Consider the following 19,451-nt stretch of genomic DNA (forward strand, 5'->3'; position numbering starts at 1 on the left):
CGGAACCGCGATGAATTCGGCTCCTTTAATTATCGCGCGGGTCGAGCGCGTCGCGCAGGCCGTCGCCGAGGAGGTTGAAGCCGAGCACCACGAGGAAGATGGCGCTGCCCGGGAAAATCGACATCCACGGTGCCTGCGTCATGAAGTTCTTGGCAGTGTTCAGCATCGAGCCCCAGGACGGATTCGGCGGCTGCTGGCCCAGGCCGAGGAACGACAGGCTCGCCTCCGCGATAATGGCGGTCGCCACCGTGATCGTCGCCTGCACCATGATCGGCGGAAGCACGTTCGGGAAGATGTAGCGCGCCATGATGAGCGGGTTCGGCAGGCCGATTGCCCGCGCGCCTTCGACATAGTCCTCGGTCTTCACGGCCAGCGCCTGACCGCGGGTGAGGCGGATGAAGATGGGCACGGCTGATAGACCGATGGCGATCATCGCGTTGGTGAGGCTCGGGCCGAGGAAGGCGGCGAGCGCGATCGCCAGGATCAGGAACGGAATGGCCAGCAGCGCTTCCGTGACGCGGGAGATCACGGCGTCCGTCCAGCCGCCGTAGAAGCCGGCGATGAGGCCGAGCGGCACGCCGACGATCACCGCGATGGTGACGGAAACCACACCCGCCATCAGCGAGGCCCGCGCGCCGTAGAGCAGGCGCGAGTAAATGTCACGGCCAAGCTCGTCCGTGCCCAGCCAGAAGGCGGTCGAAGGCGGCTTTCGGATTGAGGTGAAGCTTGTCTGGAACGGGTCGTGCGTCGCCAGCAGCGGCGCGAACACCGCCAGCAGAATGAACAGGACCACCAGGCAGCCCCCGAAGACCGCGCTGCGGTTCTTGAGGAACTTCGTCATGGTCCGCCCCAGCTTGCGCTTGGGTGCGATCGCTTCGGCGGACGCTGTTGTTACCTGAGCACTCATTGGGGATGCCTTAGCCGCGGATTGATGAGGATGTAGAGAATGTCGGCCAGCAGGTTCATCAGGATGAAGCCTGCCGCGGTGCACAGCACGACGCCCTGCACGACCGCATAGTCGCGGGTGAACACCGCGTCCACCATCAGCTTGCCGAAGCCGGGAATGGTGAACACCTGCTCGGTAAGCACCGCGCCCGCCAGCAGCTCGCCGAACAGCAGCGTCGTCAGCGTGATGATCGGCATTAGCGCATTGCGCAGCGCGTGTTTCAGCACCACCACGCGCGGCAGCAGCCCCTTGGCGCGCGCCGTGCGGATGTAGTCGGAAGACAGCACTCCAAGCATCGCCGAGCGCGTGTGGCGCATGAGATAGGCCGCCAGCGCCGTTGCCAGCACGAACGAGGGCATCAGCATCGTGCGGATGGACTGGACCGGATCCTCCGTCAGCGGCACGTAACCGGAGGCCGGCAGCAGCCGCCACTGCACCGACACGATCATGATCATGATGATGCCGAGCCAGAAATTCGGGATCGACACGCCGGACAGCGCCACCGCATTGGCCACGTAGTCGGCTGCCTTACCCTTCTTGACCGCCGACATGATGCCGGTCGGGATACCGATCAGCAGCGCGAGGATCATTGCCATGACAGCGAGCTGGATCGTGACCGGCAGCTTCTGGGCAATGAGCGTTGACACCGGCACGCCGGTGCGCAGCGAATTGCCGAAATCGCCCGTCAGCACGTCACGCAGCCAGTACAGGTACTGGAGATAGAACGGGTCGTTGAGGTGATACTTCTCCCGGAGAAACTCGATGATCTCTGGGTTTCGTTCTTCTCCGGCCATCGTCAGCAACGGATCGCCCGGCAGCAGTTTTTGCAGGCCGAAGACGATCAGCGACACCAGGAACAGTGTCGGTATCGCTACGAGGACCCTTCTGGCAATGATCTTTAACATCTTCTACTTTCCTGAACGACCGGCAGGCTCGGTCGAGCCCGCCGGTCTGACTCACTCAGTTCTCCAGCTTGACGCCCTTGAGACGGACCATGCCATCCGGCGACGGCTCGAAGCCGCTGACCTTGGCCGAGGTCACGAACGGCCACGGCTGATGGTAGATGTAGATGATGGGCAGCTCGTCCATCAGGATCGCCTGCGCCTCATCGTACAGCTTCTTGCGCTCCTCGACGTCCGGCGTGACGCGCGCCGCGTTGAGCAGGCGGTCGACCTCCGGGTTGCAGTACTTGGAGTCGTTGAGCGCGCCTTCGCAGGTCACGAACTGATGGATGTTGCCATCAGGATCGACGCGGCCGGACCAGCCGATCTGGGTGACCTCGTGGTTACCGGCCTTCATCTCCTGCTGCATGGCAGCGAATTCCATCGGCTTGAGGCTGATCTCGAAGCCGGCTTCCTTCGCCATGGCCTGCATCAGCTCCGCGATGGCGCTGGTGGTGGTGTTGTTGCCGAAGGTGAGCTCGAAGGAAACGGTCTCGTGTCCGGCCTCCTTGAGCAGGGCCTTGGCCTTCTCCACGTCACGCTGGACCAGCGGGAACTTCTCGCTGTTGTACGGGCTTGCCGGCGGGAAGGGCTGCTGCGCGGGCTCGAACAGGCCGTGGCCCACCACCTCGTTGATGATGTCGCGGCCGATGGCGAGCTGCAACGCCTGGCGCACGCGCTTGTCCTTGTTGATCGGCCCCGATGCGCGCGGATTGTCGCCCACGTTGATGGTCAGGCCCTGATAGCCGAGACCCGCGACCGGCAGGAAGTTGAGGCCCGCATCCGCGCGGACGCTCTCGGCGTCGGCCGGATTCAGGCGCTCGAGCATGTCGATGTCGCCCGCGCGCAGGTTGGCGAGGCGCACCGTCGAGTCCGGAATCGGCAGGAAGATCAGCCGGTCGAAGTGGAACTCGTCCGCGTCGCGGTAGTCAGCGAACTTTTCCAGCACGATGCGGTCGTTCTGCACGCGGCTGACGAACTTGTACGGGCCCGAGCAGACCGGATTGGTGACGACGTCGCCCGAGAAGGCGGCCGGCGACAGCATCATGCCCGCGCGGTCGGAAAGCTGGGCGAGAAGCGTCGCGTCCGGCTGCTTGAGATGCAGGGCGATCGTGTATTCGTCGACGACCTCGACGCTGTCGACGGAGGCCAGCTCGCTCTTGCGCAGGCTGTCCGGCTCTGTCCGGGCGCGGTCGAGGTTCGCCTTGGCGGCTTCCGCGTTGAACTTCGTGCCGTCATGGAACACGACATCGTCGCGCAGCTTGAAGGTCAGGGTCTTGTTCTCGTTGCTCCAGCTCCATTCGGTCGCGAGCTGCGGCACGAATTCGAGGCTGGCATTGACGTCGATCAGCTTGTCGCAGAGCGACGTGAAGACGATGCGTCCGACAAACGTGCGCGCCTTGTGCGGGTCGAGCACGTCCGGGTCCTCCTGCAGACCGATGCGGAAATCCTGGGCGAAAGCAGCGCCCGAGAACGCCACCCCGGCCAGCAATGACAGCATGAGCTTCTTCATTTGTTCATCCCCTCTTGTTGTTGCAGCGGCCCCCGTGGTCGGGAGCCGCCGTGTTGGCTAGGTGCTCACCCTGCGAACTTGACGTTCTCCAGGCGGATCATGCCGTCGGGAACGGGCACGAAACCTTCCAGCGTGGCCTTGTGAGCGAACGGCCACGGCAGGTAGAACAGGTAGATGACCGGCATGTCTTCCTGCAGGATCACCTGGGCCTGGTCATAGAGCTTCTTGCGCTCCGCCTCGTCACTCGTGGCACGGGCGGCGTTGAGCAGGCGGTCGACCTCCTCGTTGCAATACTTCATGTCGTTGAGGCCGCCTTCGCAGCTCACATACTGGTGGATGTTGCCATCCGGATCGACGCGACCGGACCAGCCGGACTGGCCGACATAGAAGTCACCGGCCTTGAGCGCGGACTGGAGCGCGGCGAACTCGGTCGGACGCAGCGTGATGTCGAAGCCCGCCTCGGCGCCCATCGCCTGCACCAGCTCGAAGACCTGCTGCATGATGGTGTTGTTGCCGTAGGAGATCTCCACCGGCACGCGGTCGTAGCCGGCTTCCTTGATCAGGTGCTTGGCGCGCTCGACGTCGCGCTTCTGCGCACCGATCTCCTCGTTGAAGGCAAAGCTCGCCGGCGGGAACGCCTGGAAGGCGGGCGTGTAGGTGCCGGCGCCCACGACCTCGTTGATCACGTCGCGGTCGATGGCGAGGTCCAGCGCCTTGCGCAGGCGGGCGTCCTTGCCGAGCGGATGATCGGCCTTCGCGCCATTCGCCATGTTGACCTCGATGGCCTGGTAGCCGAGACCGGTCACGCTGGCGAGCTTGATGGACGAGTCGCTCTCCACCGTCGGCAGGTCGGACGGCGCCACGCGCTCGATGATGTCCACGTCACCCGAACGCAGATTGGCCAGGCGCACCGTCGAGTCCGGGATCGGGACGAAGGTCACCTTGTCGAAGTGATAGTTGGCGGCGTTCCAGTGCTGCGGGAATTTCTCCAGCACGATGCGGTCGTTCTGGACGCGCTCCACCAGCTTATAGGGGCCTGAGCAGACCGGGTTCTGGCCGGGGTTGTTGGCGAAGGAGGCCGGCGACATCAGCATGCCGGCGCGGTCCGTGAGCTGCGACAGGAACGCGGCGTCCGGCGCCTTCAGCGTGATCTCGATCGTCTGCGGATCGACCACCTTGATGTCGGCTACCGAGGCGAGCTCGCTCTTGCGCAGGCTCTCCGGATCGCTGCGGGCGCGGTCGAGGTTGGCCTTAACGGCTTCCGCGTCGATCGGCGCACCGTCATGGAACACGGCGCCGTCGCGCAGCTTCATGGTGAGCACGGTGCCGTCGTCGTTCCACGACCACTCGGTGGCGATCTGCGGAACGATCTCCAGATGCTCGTTGATGTCCACGAGCTTGTCGCACAGCGACGTGAACACGATGCGGCCCACGAACGTGCGCGCCATGTGCGGATCCAGCACGTCCGGATCGTCCTGCAGGGCGATCCGCAGGTCCGCCGCCATTGCCGCGGAGCTGGCCAGCAGCGCCGCGGTCAGGCTTAGTATCTTCAAAGACTTCATCAAACTCTCCCTTACTCGACCGTCGCCGGGGACTTGTCCCTCTTTGCCTGATAGGCGCGGTAGATCTCCAACCTCTGCGTCAGGTTCTCGCTGCTGCGGTCCACGGGGGCCGTGGGGTGTTCGCGCTCCTGGATCTCCCGCCAGAGATGGCAGGCGACGTGGCGTCCGCCGCCGACATCTTCGAGCTCCGGATGGACCTCGCGGCACTTCTGCACCGCGAACGGGCAGCGCGTATGGAAGCGGCAGCCGGGCGGCGGGTTCGTCGGGCTCGGAATGTCGCCGCGGGCGAGTGCTCGCTTTTCCTTGCCGCCGGGAACCGGTACTGGAATCGCGTCGAGCAGCGTCTGTGTGTAGGGGTGCAGCGGCGTCTCGTAGAGCGGATCCACGGGCGCGAGCTCCACGACCTCGCCGAGATACATCACGGCCACGCGGTCGCTCATGTGGCGGATGACGGCGAGGTCATGCGCCACGATGATGAGCGTCAGGCCGAACTGCTCTTTCAGGTCCTCGAGCAGGTTGATGACCTGCGCCTGGATCGACACGTCGAGCGCCGACACCGGCTCGTCGCCGATGATGAGCTTGGGTTCGCCGGCCAGCGCGCGCGCCACGCCGATGCGCTGGCGCTGGCCGCCCGAGAATTCGTGCGGATAGCGGCTCGCGTATTCTGGCCGGAGGCCCACCACCTGCAGCAGCTCCGCCACGCGCTTGTCCACGTCCTTGCCCTTGGCGAGCCCGTGCAGGCGGATCGGCTCGGCGATGATGCTGCCGATCGTCATGCGCGGGTTCAGAGAGGCGAACGGATCCTGGAAGATGATCTGCATTTCGCGGCGCAGCGCCCGCATCTCGGCCGCCGGCAGCTTGGTGATGTCGCGCCCCTGGTAGATCACCGAACCCTCGGTCGGCTCGATGAGCCGCAACAGCAGCCGCGCCAGCGTGGACTTGCCGCAGCCGGACTCGCCCACGATGGCGAAGGTCTCGCCCGGCATGACCGAGAGCGACACGTTGTTGACGGCATGCACGGTCGGCGCTGACTGGAACAGCCCCTTCTTGCCGCCGAACCGCTTGACGAGGTTGCGCCCCTCGATGATCGGGGTCTGTTCAGCCGAATTGCTCATTGCAGCGCTCCCAGCTTCTGCTCGAGGGGGGCATACCAGCATGCCGCGCGATGGTTCGGACCCAGCAGGGGCGAGGGTGGCACCTGCTCATGGCAGCGGCTGTCCGAGAACGGGCAGCGCGGTGAGAAGCGGCAGCCCTTTGGCATCAGCTCGAGCGGCGGCACCGAACCCTTGATCGTGGCGAGCCGTCCCTGGCGGCGGCCAAGCGTCGGGATCGATCCGAAAAGACCGATCGTGTAGGGATGCTGCGGGTCGTTGAAGATCTCGTCCACCGGGCCCTGTTCGACGATGCGGCCTGCGTACATGACCGCAACGTGGTCGGCCACTTCCGCCACCACGCCGAGATCGTGGGTGATGAGGATCATCGCCGTGCCGGTCTCTTCCTGAATCTGCCGGATGAGGTTCAGGATCTGCGCCTGGATGGTCACGTCGAGGGCGGTGGTCGGCTCGTCGGCGATCAGCAGCTTCGGACGGTTGGCGAGCGCCATGGCGATCATCACGCGCTGGCGCATACCGCCCGACAGCTGGTGCGGATAGGCGTCGAGCCGGCTTTCGGCTGCTGGAATGCGCACTATCTGCAGCATCTTGAGTGCTTCCGCGCGCGCTTCTGCCTTGGACAGGTGCCGGTGCCGCATGATGCCTTCGGCAATCTGGTGTCCGATGGTGAAGGCCGGATTGAGCGACGTCATCGGCTCCTGAAAGATCATGGCGATCTCGTTGCCGCGCAGGTCGGCCTTCTCCCGCTCGCTGAGCGCGAACAGGTCGCGGCCCCCGAACATTGCCCTGCCGCGGCGAATGCGCGCGGGCGGGGAGGCGAGCAGGCCCATCAGCGCCAGCGAGGTCACGCTCTTGCCGCAGCCCGACTCGCCGACGAGGCAGAGCGTCTTGCCGCGCTCCACCTGAAACGAAACGCCGTCGATCAGGTTCTTCTCCGCGGTTTCGGAAAAGCTGAGCGTGAAGTCCTCGACCTGCAACACAAGCTCGGAACTGCTCCCAGGCGCAGGGGCTGCCTGTTCCCGTGCCAACGCCGACTCATTCATGAAGAGACTGTCCTTTCGTCTGCGGAAGGGACGCTGGCACCGCCAACTTCCCCGGCAATGATGGCCTGCAAGCTCGCGTTGACGGCGGCCAGATGCCTGCGCATGGCGCGTTCGGCCCCGGCTCCGTCGCGAGCGGTAATCATGGCAACGATCTCGGCGTGATCCCTGTGCGAGTTTTCCCGATGTTCCTGTGTTCGGGCGAGCCCGCGCAGGTAGCGCCAACAGGGTTCCTGTCGAATTCTTTGCACCAGGTCGAACAGCGCCAGCATCAGGCCGTTTCCGGCGCATTCCGCGATCTTGCGGTGAAAGGCGCTGTCCCACAGTTCCCATGCGTCGTCGTCGAGTGATGATGACGCCTTTTTCGCCAGCTTTTCAAGCGCGGCAAAATCTTCAGGGCTGCCGCGCAGGGCAGCTATGCGCGCCAGTGGCGGCTCGATCTGCAGTCGGGCCTCCATCACCTCGAGCGGATTGGTTCGCTCGGGAAGGTCACCGATGAAATGCGGATGGGCTGAGGGACGACCTCCGATAAAGGTTCCCTTGCCCTGTTGGCGCCAAACGAGGCCTTCCGCCTCCAGCACCTCCATGGCGCGCCGCACCGCGCGCCGCCCAAGGCCCATGGCGGCCGCCAGCTCCCGTTCCGAAGGCAGCTTCGGATCGCCGTCGATCTGATGGTCCCGGATGCGCTCGCGCAATTTCTCGAGCGCAATGGACGAATTGAGACGCGCCCTGCCAGCCTGCACGGTGAAGTCCTGAGTGATACCTATTTCCTTATTGGTTCCCCTAGTATAATTGTTTCTTTCATGTGCCGGCTGTCAAGCCGTCCTGCATGTAGTTTCCCGATTTGAAAGTGCGTTCCATGTCGAGCTATGGATTGAGTGAGATAGTCATACTGCTTGCAGTTCTGGTGGGTGCGGGGGGCATAGCCGGAATTATTTCGGGACTTTTGGGCGTTGGAGGCGGCATCGTCATCGTGCCGGTCCTCTTCTTCGTCTTTGAGGTACTGGGGATCGACCTGGCGGTGCGGATGCACCTGGCCGTGGGAACCTCGTTGGCGACCATTATCTTCACTGGTTTCATTTCAGCGCGGTCCCATTGGAAGAAGGGGAGTGTCGATACGGCTCTGTTGAAGAGCTGGGGCCCGGCGGTCGCCGTCGGTGTGATCGCCGGAACCGTCCTCGGCGGCAACGTGCGCGGTCAGGTTCTCACCCTTGTCTTTGCCGTGGTCGCAGCGCTAGTGGCCCTCAACATGGCCTTCAAGCCTTCGGAAAAGGCAAAGAAGCGCGAACTGCCGGGGTCGCCGCTAAAGGAGCTCCTTGGGGGGATCATTGGTCTCTTTTCGGTGATGATGGGTATCGGCGGCGGCACGCTCTCGGTCCCGATCATGTCGTTCTTCAACTACCCGATCCGTCTGGCGGTGGGCACGGCATCTGCGCTCGGCATGATCATCGCGATCCCGGGAACCATTGGTTACGCATGGTTCGGCTGGGGCGCCCCGCAGCTGCCGCCGTTCTCGATCGGCTACGTCAATCTGCTCGGTCTCGTGGCCATCGTCCCGCTGTCCATGCTGACCGCGCCGTGGGGTGCGAAGATCGCCCACACGATTTCCCCGGCCGCCCTGCGGTATTGTTTCGCAGGCTTTCTGGCGCTGACCAGCATCCGGATGTTCATGAGCCTGATCTGAGCACGCTAAGGGATTGTAACTGTTTAACAATCAAACTGCCTACGAGATAGGCAGGATCAGATGCGCCGGCGACTTCCTGGGGGAATCGCCGGCGAAATTTTTGGCAGCAATGCCTTCTTTTTGAGCAAGATTATTGCAAACCGTGCACATTTCCTGCTAGGCAGATGCAGTCAGACGTGACGGGACGATCGTCGCCTGGTCGGTCCCGTTCACGCAAGGGGAGGATCGCGCAGCGCCTCCGGGCAGCGCGACGAATCCGTTGAACTGGAGCGGCACGGCTGGATGAGGACCTTGGAGAACGGGAGGGCTGGTTGTGTGAGCAGGGCGGTTGCCCCGCACGCCGTCTTTTTTTTCCAGGGACCGCGATTTCCCGTGCCCGGAACCTGTTCGGTCGCAGCCCGCATTTCCGCTTCAATCGGTTCCGTGCGAACCCGTCTCCCGGGTTCCGCCCAGCTTTGTGCGGCCCGAAAACGCCGCCGAAAACCGGAGATCTGATCTCCTCCCGCACAGTGCCACGCGAGCGCATGCGCTCACACGGGTTCCCTGTGCCGCTTCCCTCAACGAACGCAACTGCAACCTGAAAGGACAATGATGAGCGAACCTAGCCAGCTTGAGCAGGCGCTGGTCCGTCTGGATGAGGCCGCCCAGTACCTGAACATCGACCACGATGTCATCGAGAAGCTTAAGTTCCCGCGTGAAACGACGCAGGCTCGCCTGATGATCCGCATGGACGATGGCTCCCGCAAGTCGTTCCTGGCGTGGCGCTGCCGCTATGATGATACCCGTGGTCCGACGAAGGGCGGCATTCGCTTCCATCCGAACGCCAATGCCGCGGAGGTCGAAACGCTCGCCTTCTGGATGACCTTCAAGTGCGCCGTCATGAACCTGCCCTACGGCGGTGGCAAGGGCGCCGTTCAGGTTGATCCGCGCTCGCTTTCCAAGGCGGAGATCGAGCGTCTGTCCCGTGCCTATATCCAGGCCTTTGCGCGCATTATCGGCCCGGACCGCGACATTCCGGCCCCGGACGTCTACACGAACTCGATGATCATGGGCTGGATGGCTGACGAGTACAGCCAGATCGTTGGCAACTACGAGCCGGCCGTCATCACCGGCAAGCCGATCGCGCTGGGTGGCTCCAAGGGCCGCGACGACGCGACCGCCCGCGGCGGCTACTACCTCGTCCGCCATCTCGCCGGCGAGCTTGGCCTCGGCGAGTCGATGAAGGTTGCCATTCAGGGCTTCGGCAACGCCGGCCAGCACATCGCCCGCCTGCTCGGTGGCGATGGTCACAAGATCGTCGCCGTTTCCGACTCCGAGGGTGCCGTCTACTGCGAGTTCGGCCTCAACCTGCAGCTTCTGCTGGAAGCCAAGGCGGCCGGCCAGTCGGTCGTCTCGACCGTCGGCCAGTCCGGTCATGAGGCGCTTTCGGCCGATGACCTGATTGCCGTGGACTGCGACCTTCTGGTCCCGGCCGCCCTTGAGGACATGATCCATCAGGGCAATGCCGAGCAGGTCAAGGCCCGCGTGATCCTCGAACTCGCCAACGGCCCGGTCACGCCGGAAGCCGACAGGATCCTGGCCAAGAAGAATGTCGTCGTCCTGCCCGACATCCTCGCCAACGCCGGTGGCGTGACGGTTTCCTACTTTGAGTGGGTCCAGAACAAGCAGGGCTACTACTGGGACGTCGAGGAGATTCACCAGCGCCTCAAGATCATCATGGAGCGCGAGGGCCGCGCGATCTGGAACATCGCGCAGGAAAAGAAGATCCCGATGCGCACGGCGGCCTACGTCCATGCGCTGGCGCGTCTGGCCCAGGCCATCGAGGCTCACGGCACCCAGAGCTTCTTCATGAGTTGAAAGTCCCGGCGGGTGGGGGGCTGAGCTGCCCCTGCGCGCCTCATGGCGGACTTGCCGGACTATTGGGGCAGGGGCATGCCTTTTCTGGATAGCCGCGCCCGCTCCACACCAAAAAACGGGCCGGATCATCTCCCGATGATCCGGCCTTTGTCATTCAGCTATCAGGAAATCAGACCGCCGCGATGACCGAGATTTCAATCTTGATGCGCGGATCGGCAAGGGCAGCCTGCACGGTCGCGCGGGCGGGAGCGCAGCCCTGCGGCACCCAGGCGTCCCATTTGGCGTTCATTTCCGCGAAATAGCGAAGGTCGGAAAGATAGATCGTCGCCGACAGGATCTTGGACTTGTCGGTGCCAGCCACCGCCAGTAGGCGATCGATGTTCGCCAGCACCTGCTCGGTCTGTGTCGCCATGTCGGCGTCGTAGTCGTTCGGCACCTGACCGGCGAGATAGGCCACGCCATTGTACACGACGACCTGGCTCATGCGCTGGTTGGTTTCAAATCTCTGGATGGTCACGGCAAGGTCTCCTTACGCACATGATTGTCTCAGTCCGGGAATGAATACGATTGTGCCCGCGACCTCAAGCGACGGGGCAGGGATCGGCAGTCTTAGCCGGGGAAAAGCGTCCTCTGTCGCGCGCTGAAGGCCCGGATGGCGAGAGCACAGGGCCAGTGGTGGGGCGCGCCGGCGGCGGTCATGTGCGCCGGTCGGGGAGCAGGGAATCGGGATGTCCCGATTCCCCGAAGTCGCGCGGGCGGCGTGCCCGTTACGCCGTTCGTGTTACGAACCGCGTCTCGAGATAGGCTTCTATGGCTTCCGAGCCGCCCTCAGTGCCGTAGCCCGAATCCTTGATGCCGCCGAACGGCACTTCCGGTAGCGCGAGGCCCAGGTGGTTGATGGTGAGCATGCCGGCCTCCACCTCCAACCCGAGCCGCGTGGCCGTCCGGTCGGAACCGGTGAAGGCATAGGCGGCCAGCCCGTAGGGCAGACGGTTCGCTTCGGCAATCGCCTCGTCCAGCTCGTCGAAGCGGTTGATGACGGCGACCGGGCCGAACGGCTCCTCGTTCATGATGCGGGCGCTGGTCGGCACGTCGGCAAGCACCGTTGGCTCGAAGAAGTAGCCCTGGTTGCCGATGCGGTTGCCGCCCGTGACCAGCTTGCCACCCCGTTCAACCGCATCGCCGATGAGCGCTTCGAGCGCCGGAATGCGCCGGTCGTTCGCCAGCGGACCCATCTCCGTCTCCGGATCGAGACCATTGCCGACCCTGATGGCCTTCGCGGCTGCGGTGAAGCCTTCCAGGAACTCGTCGGCTACCTTGTTCTCGATCAGGAAGCGGGTCGGCGACACGCAGACCTGACCGGCATTGCGGAATTTGTGGGTTACCATCAGCGACACGGCCTTCTTGACGTCGGCATCCGCCGTCACGATCACCGGCGCGTGGCCGCCGAGCTCCATCGTCGCCCGCTTCATGTGCTTGCCGGCAAGCGCGGCCAGATGCTTGCCCACCGGCGTGGAGCCCGTGAAGGTGATCTTGCGCACGATGGGATGCGGGATGAGGTACTCGGAAATCTCAGCAGGAATGCCGTAGACGAGATTCACCACGCCCGCGGGCACGCCGGCGTCGGCAAAGCACCGGATGAGTTCGGCCGGGGAGGCCGGTGTCTCCTCCGGCGCCTTGATGATGATTGAGCAGCCCGTGGTGAGGGCAGCCGAGAGCTTGCGCACCACCTGGTTGATCGGGAAGTTCCACGGCGTGAAGGCCGCCACCACGCCGACCGGAAGCTTCAGCGTCATCTGGATGACGTTGGGCGAACGCGGTGGAATCACCTGACCGTATGCGCGCCGCCCTTCTTCCGCGAACCAATCGATCGTGTCGGCGCCGCCCAGCGTCTCCATTCTGGACTGGGCGAGCGGCTTGCCCTGTTCGCGGGTCATCATCCAAGCGATGCTTTCGGCCCGCTCGCGCAGCAGCTCCGCCGCCTTGCGCATGATCTTGCAGCGGTCATAGGCCGACGTCCGGCTCCAGACGCGGAAACCTTCGGCGGCGGCCGCCAGCGCCTCGTCCAGATCCTCCTTGCCTGCCCAGGCCACGGTGCCGATCTGCTCGTCCGTCGCTGGGTCGACCACCGGGATCGTCTTGCCCGAGCGCGTCGGGCGCCACTCGCCGTTAATGAAGAGCTGAACGTCAGGATAGGACAGTGCCATACGAAAATTACCTCCCAAGGGAAAAGAGATCAGATGGAGTGGACCGCATACAAGCACATAGTGCAAGGTCCTGTCGCGGGAAATTAGCCGCTGGTGGCGGTACGCGTGCTTGGGAATGCGGCGTCATCGTCATTACCAATAAGTAATTGCCACAATTGTCGAAAAAGTTGCTGCGTTTAGGATCGGAGACATAATGATCGCAACGAAAGGCGCTGAAATGTACAAGCACATCCTGATCGCTACCGACGGGTCCGAGTTGGCGGCCAAGGGGTTGGCCCACGGCGGCCAGTTGGCAAAGCATGTTGGCGCCAAGGTCACCATCGTGACGGTGACGGAGCCCTGGTCGGCGCTGGAAATGGCGACGCTGGCGCATAGCGGCCACAGCGACATCATCCAGGATTTCGAGAAGGCGGCCCGTGAGCAGGCGACCCGAATTCTGGACGCTGCGGTCAAGGCGCTTGAAGGCACCGGCGTCGAAGTCGGTACCGTTCACATCGCGGACTCGCATCCGGCCGAGGGTATCCTGCGCGCTGCCAAGGAAAAAGGTTGTGACCTCATCGTGATGGCATCCCACGGCCGGCGCGGCATCCGTCGTCTCGTGCTTGGCAGTCAGACAACCGAGGTGGTCGCCCACTCCGAGATCCCGGTGCTGGTGATCCGTTAGCGCAGACTGCGCGAGTGACGCTCGGCTTGTCCTGATTTCCGAGAATCGGAATTCTGGATTCCTCTGTCAGTCATGAGCTGTCGGGCGATCCGCATGCCTGTGTAGCCGGTCGAGGGCCGGCACAGCAACCGGAGCAGCGAGTTCGCTGCTCCGGTTTTCGTTTGCCATGGGAAGACTTTCTGCGCGCCGTCCGGTCTCTCGTCGAAGCGTGCGCGTTATGAAAATTCGGCCAAACATCTATAATGATTTGACAATAACAATTTGGGAGATGAAGTTTGAGGTCACCGTCTTGTAATATTTGTTGAACTCATATTCATAACAATGATCATATTTGTTGTTATGAAATGGTTGGTTGACCGTATCCGTACTGGAAATTATTCATTGGTGTCGTGGGGCATGGGCTTCCGAACCGCGTTCGGAATACTGTTGACATTTCTGCACAGAGGCGATCAGTGACGAGTGAAGCCGTATCCTCCGCGATGCACCATTCCGTCGGCAGCAGCGGCATGAGAAAGACCGGCGCACGCGTCGCCCTTGCGGACATGGTCGAGTCGCTGAGGAGCATCCGCGTGGCCCTGGTTTTCGGCTGGCAGGACGTCGCTCAGCGCTATCGCAGGTCGCGCATTGGCGCTTTCTGGCTCACGCTCAACACGGCCATTTTCATTGCTGCGATCGGCCTGATCTTCGGCACGCTTTTCCGCGCACCGGCGGGTGAATTTCTTCTTTATCTAGGCGTAAGTATAATTGTCTGGAACTTCCTATCGACGACGATTGCCGAGGGGTGTACAACCTTCATCGCATCTGAAGGGATAATACTTCAGGTAAGAATGCCGTTGTTTATACACATCATCAGGACATTGTGGAGAAATGTTATTATCCTTGGTCATAACATCGTTATATTTCCTGTTGTTCTTTTTCTGGTTGGGGATTTTCTGGACTGGAAGGCGCTTCTGGCTGTTCCGGGATTGCTGCTGTTGATCCTGAACCTGGCGTGGTTGACTCTGGTGTGTGCGTTGATCTGCACCCGGTTTCGGGACATGACGCAGGTCTTCACCAACTTCCTCCAGGTGATGTTCTATCTGACCCCGGTGATGTGGATGACGAGAACGCTGCCCGAGCGCGTCCCGTCCTTGGTGTACGAGGTCAACCCGTTCTATCACCTACTGCAGCTGGTTCGCATGCCGCTGCTTGGAGAGTATCCCGATGGGATCAGCTGGATTGTCGCGCTCGGCGTGGCCGTGGTCGGGTGGACGTGGGCAATCATCTTTTTCGGGAAATATCGCTGGCGCGTTGCATACTGGCTTTGAAACCCATGACGTCGATACAGTTGCAGAATGTCAGTGTGGAGTTCCCGATTTACAATTCGCCGAGCCGGTCGCTGAAGAACCGCGTGCTCAGCGTGGCGACTGGCGGGAAGATCGAGCGAAAGTCAGACCGTCTGGTGGTCGTGAGTGGCTTGCGGGATGTGACGCTGACTATTAGGGAAGGGGAACGCATTGGCCTTGTCGGGCACAACGGGTCTGGCAAGACCACGCTGCTCAGGGTTCTGTCAGGCATCTACATTCCGACCCACGGTGAAGTGTCGATCGAGGGGCATTGCATCTCCCTGATCAACATCAGCCTTGGCATCGACCCCGATGCGACCGGTTACGAGAACATTCGCCTGCGCGGGGTCATGATGGGCATGTCCCCCCGCGAGATCGCCGAGAAGATGGATGAGATCGCAGCTTTTTCCGGACTGGGCGATTTTCTCGATGTGCCGTTTCGCACCTATTCCTCGGGCATGCAGCTTCGCCTGGCGTTCGCCACGTCCACGGCGGTACGTCCGGAAATCCTGATCATGGACGAATGGCTTTCGACCGGTGACGAGGAGTTCAAGGGACGGGCGAACCAAAGGATGGCCGAACTGGTGGATGCAACGAAGATCCTGGTTCTGGCGAGCCACTCCCGGCAACTGTTGGCGGCCAACTGCAACCGGGTGATTTGGCTGGAGTATGGCCGCATCAAGATGGATGGTGCGCCGGACGAGGTCCTCTCCGCCTATTTTGGGTGTTGATGACCTGGCCCGCGCTGGGAACACTGCAATCGCCAAAGGCTGAGCTGAGGGTTCGCCTGTCGGCGGGGCTGTGCGCGATGATTTGTCTATTTTGGTCGCGTGCGCCCCAGTTTCGGAACGAAGTGTCCTCGTTCGCCATTTGGGAACAAAGCTTCGGGATACCAGTGAAGAACTTGCTGACATTGGAATATCCGCGTGAAGCCATGGAAATCGCAGGGATCGGGTCGATGTCTGGCATGTGCAGGGAGGTCAGGAACATTCTCGTCGTTAGCGAGACCTTCCTCGGAGGTGGGCTTGAAACCCAACTCGTCGGTCAGGCGCGTTACTTGGCCGGACGAGGCGTTCGCATGCACCTTGCAACGGCGTCTTCGCGCAATCCCCTGGCCGATGAAGTATTCGCGAGCAGCCTTTACGATCTCTCGATGAATCGCGGGCCGGAGGATGTGCGCGACATGGTCGCCCGGCTCGGTGCTTTCGTTGACGAACATGAAGTGGATGTCGTCCATGCCCATCCATTCCTTTCTCTGCTGATCGGCATGATCGTGGCGCACCAGAAGCGGCTTCCACTGGTTGCCACGCTGCATGGACCGGCGTCAGTTTCCGTTGGTGACGATACGATTTTTGATCTTCTTTTTCAGAAAGCGCTGCTGCCCGAAGCCTCGTTGCAGTTTGCCGTATCCGAGGAAGTGGTTTTTCTCGCGAAGAGCATGGGCGACTGCGATCCGGAGGTGTTGCCCAATGCCGTTGATGTGCCGTCCAGGCCAGCTCCCGCACCTGATCCGGGCCTGCCCTGGCTTTGGGCCGGACGTCTTGACAGCTTCAAGCTCCCCGGCTTGCGCTGCCTGATCGCGGAAGTTCTGCGGCGCAAGAGCCATGCGTTGCACATCTACGGCGACGGTCCGGCGACGGACGAGCTCAGGCAATACCTCTCGCAGGCAGATCCCGAGGGGCGGTGGATTGCCATGGGCGGCTGGGATGACCGGCTGGCCGAACACATGGCCAACTATTCCCTGGTGGCCGGCATGGGACGCGTGCTTCTCGAGGGGGCGGCGGCTTCGCGTCCCTGCATGCTCGTCGGTTACGACGGCATCAAGGGGCTGCTTACGCCGAAAGAAATGGCCGAGGCGGCACGTTGGAACTTTTCCGGTCGCGGCCTTCTTAACGAGGGTTCGGAGGAACTGGACCAGCAGCTGCGGGCCCTGCAGCACCAGCCCGAGCGCTTCATGCTCTACGACTGGGTGCGCACGCACCGGTCCGCAGCCGCAATCTGGGAAACCTATCTTTCCAGACTGCAATCCCTGAAACCGTTTTCGTCGAAGCTGGTTGATGACCTGACCAAATGCCTGTTGTTCGCCGGAACTTCAGGCGTGTCGGTCTGGAGCGATTATCGAATGTTCCGTGTTCTGCGCAATCTGTTGAAGGCTCGGACCAGACAAGCGTCATGAAAAGTCTGTACGGGTATCTGAGAACCGTCTACTGGAGCATGCCGAAAGGGCTTAAGGATGTCGTGCGCGATCCCGCGAGGAACATCGCTCTCCGTCTCGGCGGCGTTCGCGTCATGGCCGACCCGCAACGGGACGTGTCGCCCGGTCCGACCGACCTCTCGTTGGATCAGTTTCGGAAGAATGTTCTTGCCCATGCCCAGCACTTCCGAGGGGTGTTCGTTCAGAATGTGATGATTGGATGGGCGGCGGACCTGTTTCAGCGCCCCCAGCACCTGGCGATCGCGATGGCAAAACGAGGCTATCTGGTCATATACCAGACGGTGCGCTGGACGAAGGACGCGGTCTCTGGCTTCCGCCAGGTCTACCCCGGGGTCTGGGTGACGGATCACGACGTGGCTGCCGAGATTCCGGGGGCCGTTGTGACCACATGCTCTACGGACTTTCTGGATCGGGATCTGCTGGGTCATCTGGATCGCAAGTCCTGCCGCGTGGTCTATGAATACATTGACCACATAGATCCCAAGATCAGCGGCTCTTCCAGTCAGGTGGCAGTCCTGTTGCGCCGGAAGGAAAAGGCTTTTTCGGGCGGTGCGGACGTTATTGTCGCCACCGCTTCCGCGCTTTATGACGAAGCCGTCGGAGCTGTTGGCCGCGAGCATGTCATACTCGCTCCGAACGGGGTGAATGCCGCCCATTACCGCAGGCCATTCGCGAACGAGAGCGTTTCCTGCGAGTTTGAGGATTTCCGGCGAAAGCACCGCGCCATCGTCGGCTATTTTGGAGCGCTTGCCCCCTGGCTGTGGTACGACGAAATCAACAGGCTGACGGCGGAAAGGCCGGATCTGGGCTTCGTATTCATCGGTCCGGACTATCATGGCGGCCGGGATCATCTGCAAATCAGGCCGAACGTCCTCTGCACCGGCCCGGTCGATTATCAGCTATTGCCCGCCTATGGCAGGCAGTTTGACGTCTGCCTGATACCTTTCGAGCCGGGCGAGATCGCGCATACGACCTCGCCGCTCAAGCTTTTTGAATATTTCGCGCTGGAGAAGCCGGTCGTTGCCACGAGCGCAATGACCGAATGCGTCCGTTTCCCGGAAGTCTATGCCGGATCGGACGCGGAAGACCTTTCCCGTCAGATCGACCGGGCGTTGCAGGTGAAGGATGAACCGTCCTTCAGGGCGCGCTTGGCCGAACTGGCGGACGAGAACGACTGGAATCAACGAGCGGGGGCATATGAGCAAATCTTCACAGGCATGGCAGATTGATGAAGAAGATACTCTGTGTCGTCGGCACACGTCCGGAAGCCATCAAGATGGCGCCGGTCATTCTGGCGTTGAAGGAGCAGGCCTGGGCTGACGTGTCAGTTCTGGCCACAGCGCAGCACCGCCACATGCTGGACCAGGTCCTCCAGTTTTTTGGCATTGTGCCGGACCGGGATCTGGATGTGATGCGGCCCAACCAGAGCCTGACAGAGCTGACCGCGCGGCTTCTTGTCGGCGCGGGGGAGGCGCTGGACTCCGAAAAACCGGACGTGGTGCTCATCCAGGGTGACACGACCACGGTGATGGCGGTGGCAATGGCTGCCTTCTATCGCCAGATTCCGCTTGGTCACGTTGAAGCCGGCTTGCGTACCGGCAATATTTTCAACCCCTTTCCGGAGGAGGCGAACCGGCTGATCGCCGGTCATCTGGCCCAGTGGCACTTCGCGCCGACGGAGAGCTCGCGCGCCAATCTGCTGCGCGAAAACATCAGTCCTGACCGGATCGACGTGACCGGCAATACGGTGATCGACGCGCTTCTGGACACTGCGGGCCGGGATCTGGCGCTCGGGGTGCCGTTACCACCCCATGAGCGGCTGGTGCTGGTCACCGCACATCGGCGCGAGAATTTCGGCGAACCGTTCCGGCGCGTCTGCCGGGCGATCCTTCACCTGGCCCAGACCAATCCGGACGTTTGTTTCCTCTACCCGGTTCACCCGAACCCCAACGTGAAGAACGTGGCCGAAAGCATCCTGGCGGGCGTTCCAAACATCCTGCTTTGCCCGCCCCTGGACTATGCTCCTTTCGTCGCCGCCATGAAGAAGGCTTACATCATCCTGAGCGACTCGGGCGGGGTGCAGGAGGAAGCGCCGGCCCTAGGCAAGCCCGTGCTGGTGCTGCGGCACGAGACGGAACGTCCCGAAGCGGTCGCCGAGGGTGTCGTGAAGCTGGTCGGCACCGACTTCGACGCCATCGTCACCGGGGCGCAGCGCCTGCTGGATGATCCGCGCGCCTATGCCGCGATGGCTCGCGGTGTCTCCCCCTATGGTGACGGCAAGGCCGCAAGCCGCATCGTCGCCCGCCTCGCCCGCGACTTGTTGTGACACGCTCTTCACCCATCGCGGTGAGCCTGTCGAACCGTCATTTTGGCGAACCGTCCGGC

Annotated in this window: 17 protein-coding genes; 8 read left to right on the top strand and 9 right to left on the bottom strand. The window is 62.4% G+C overall.

The window, feature by feature from the left end:
• Positions 1-25 precede the first annotated feature (25 nt).
• The 7 genes from ABD906_RS04290 to ABD906_RS04320 form a co-directional block, all read right to left on the bottom strand.
• A complete protein-coding gene (locus tag ABD906_RS04290) occupies positions 26-841 on the bottom strand; it encodes an ABC transporter permease (RefSeq protein ID WP_345098422.1) in 816 nt (271 codons plus the stop codon).
• A 62-nt stretch (positions 842-903) separates the two neighbouring features.
• Entirely contained in the window at positions 904-1,851 is a 948-nt protein-coding gene (locus tag ABD906_RS04295; protein WP_345098388.1) for an ABC transporter permease, read from the bottom strand.
• A gap of 55 nt (positions 1,852-1,906) precedes the next feature.
• Positions 1,907-3,400 carry an ABC transporter substrate-binding protein gene (locus ABD906_RS04300; protein ID WP_345098389.1) on the bottom strand — a complete coding sequence of 498 codons (1,494 nt, stop codon included), beginning with the start codon at positions 3,398-3,400 and terminating at the stop codon, positions 1,907-1,909.
• 65 nt (positions 3,401-3,465) lie between these two features.
• A complete protein-coding gene (locus ABD906_RS04305) occupies positions 3,466-4,962 on the bottom strand; it encodes an ABC transporter substrate-binding protein (protein ID WP_345098390.1) in 1,497 nt (498 codons plus the stop codon).
• Between the two features lie 11 nt (positions 4,963-4,973).
• Entirely contained in the window at positions 4,974-6,077 is a 1,104-nt protein-coding gene (locus ABD906_RS04310; RefSeq protein ID WP_345098391.1) for an ABC transporter ATP-binding protein, read from the bottom strand.
• Positions 6,074-7,117, bottom strand: a complete 1,044-nt coding sequence (locus ABD906_RS04315) for an ABC transporter ATP-binding protein (RefSeq protein WP_345098392.1) — start codon at positions 7,115-7,117, stop codon at positions 6,074-6,076. The genes ABD906_RS04310 and ABD906_RS04315 overlap by 4 nt, the downstream gene beginning before the upstream one ends.
• Positions 7,114-7,857 (bottom strand): FadR/GntR family transcriptional regulator, encoded by a 744-nt coding sequence (locus ABD906_RS04320; RefSeq protein ID WP_345098393.1) that lies wholly within the window; start codon positions 7,855-7,857, stop codon positions 7,114-7,116. The genes ABD906_RS04315 and ABD906_RS04320 overlap by 4 nt, the downstream gene beginning before the upstream one ends.
• A gap of 131 nt (positions 7,858-7,988) precedes the next feature.
• Between ABD906_RS04320 and ABD906_RS04325 the strand changes: the two genes are divergently transcribed.
• The gene (locus ABD906_RS04325) at positions 7,989-8,798 is read left to right on the top strand and encodes a sulfite exporter TauE/SafE family protein (protein ID WP_345098394.1); all 810 of its coding nucleotides are present in this window, start codon (positions 7,989-7,991) and stop codon (positions 8,796-8,798) included.
• 591 nt (positions 8,799-9,389) lie between these two features.
• Positions 9,390-10,655, top strand: coding sequence for a Glu/Leu/Phe/Val family dehydrogenase (locus tag ABD906_RS04330; RefSeq protein WP_345098423.1), 1,266 nt, complete (start codon positions 9,390-9,392; stop codon positions 10,653-10,655).
• A gap of 169 nt (positions 10,656-10,824) precedes the next feature.
• Here the strand turns inward: ABD906_RS04330 and ABD906_RS04335 are convergent, their stop codons facing one another.
• Both ABD906_RS04335 and ABD906_RS04340 read right to left on the bottom strand, forming a co-directional pair.
• The gene (locus ABD906_RS04335) at positions 10,825-11,172 is read right to left on the bottom strand and encodes a RidA family protein (protein WP_345098395.1); all 348 of its coding nucleotides are present in this window, start codon (positions 11,170-11,172) and stop codon (positions 10,825-10,827) included.
• Between the two features lie 250 nt (positions 11,173-11,422).
• Positions 11,423-12,862, bottom strand: coding sequence for an NAD-dependent succinate-semialdehyde dehydrogenase (locus ABD906_RS04340; RefSeq protein ID WP_345098396.1), 1,440 nt, complete (start codon positions 12,860-12,862; stop codon positions 11,423-11,425).
• Positions 12,863-13,055: 193 nt separating this feature from the next.
• Between ABD906_RS04340 and ABD906_RS04345 the strand changes: the two genes are divergently transcribed.
• The 6 genes from ABD906_RS04345 to wecB all read left to right on the top strand — a co-directional run bounded on the left by ABD906_RS04345 (position 13,056) and on the right by wecB (position 19,392).
• Positions 13,056-13,526, top strand: coding sequence for a universal stress protein (locus tag ABD906_RS04345; protein WP_345098397.1), 471 nt, complete (start codon positions 13,056-13,058; stop codon positions 13,524-13,526).
• A 452-nt stretch (positions 13,527-13,978) separates the two neighbouring features.
• Positions 13,979-14,833 carry an ABC transporter permease gene (locus ABD906_RS04350; RefSeq protein ID WP_345098398.1) on the top strand — a complete coding sequence of 285 codons (855 nt, stop codon included), beginning with the start codon at positions 13,979-13,981 and terminating at the stop codon, positions 14,831-14,833.
• Positions 14,834-14,838: 5 nt separating this feature from the next.
• Complete coding sequence (locus ABD906_RS04355) at positions 14,839-15,582, top strand: ABC transporter ATP-binding protein (protein ID WP_345098399.1); 744 nt, start codon at positions 14,839-14,841, stop codon at positions 15,580-15,582.
• On the top strand, positions 15,582-17,027 hold the full coding sequence (locus tag ABD906_RS04360) for a glycosyltransferase family 4 protein (protein ID WP_345098400.1): 1,446 nt from the start codon (positions 15,582-15,584) through the stop codon (positions 17,025-17,027). The genes ABD906_RS04355 and ABD906_RS04360 overlap by 1 nt, the downstream gene beginning before the upstream one ends.
• Positions 17,024-18,295, top strand: coding sequence for a glycosyltransferase (locus ABD906_RS04365; RefSeq protein WP_345098401.1), 1,272 nt, complete (start codon positions 17,024-17,026; stop codon positions 18,293-18,295). The genes ABD906_RS04360 and ABD906_RS04365 overlap by 4 nt, the downstream gene beginning before the upstream one ends.
• Entirely contained in the window at positions 18,295-19,392 is a 1,098-nt protein-coding gene (gene wecB, locus ABD906_RS04370; RefSeq protein WP_345098402.1) for a non-hydrolyzing UDP-N-acetylglucosamine 2-epimerase, read from the top strand. The genes ABD906_RS04365 and wecB overlap by 1 nt, the downstream gene beginning before the upstream one ends.
• The last annotated feature ends 59 nt before the right edge of the window (positions 19,393-19,451 follow it).

Origin of the sequence: Chelativorans composti (assembly GCF_039541695.1) — a bacterium.
Lineage (GTDB): Bacteria > Pseudomonadota > Alphaproteobacteria > Rhizobiales > Rhizobiaceae > Chelativorans > Chelativorans composti.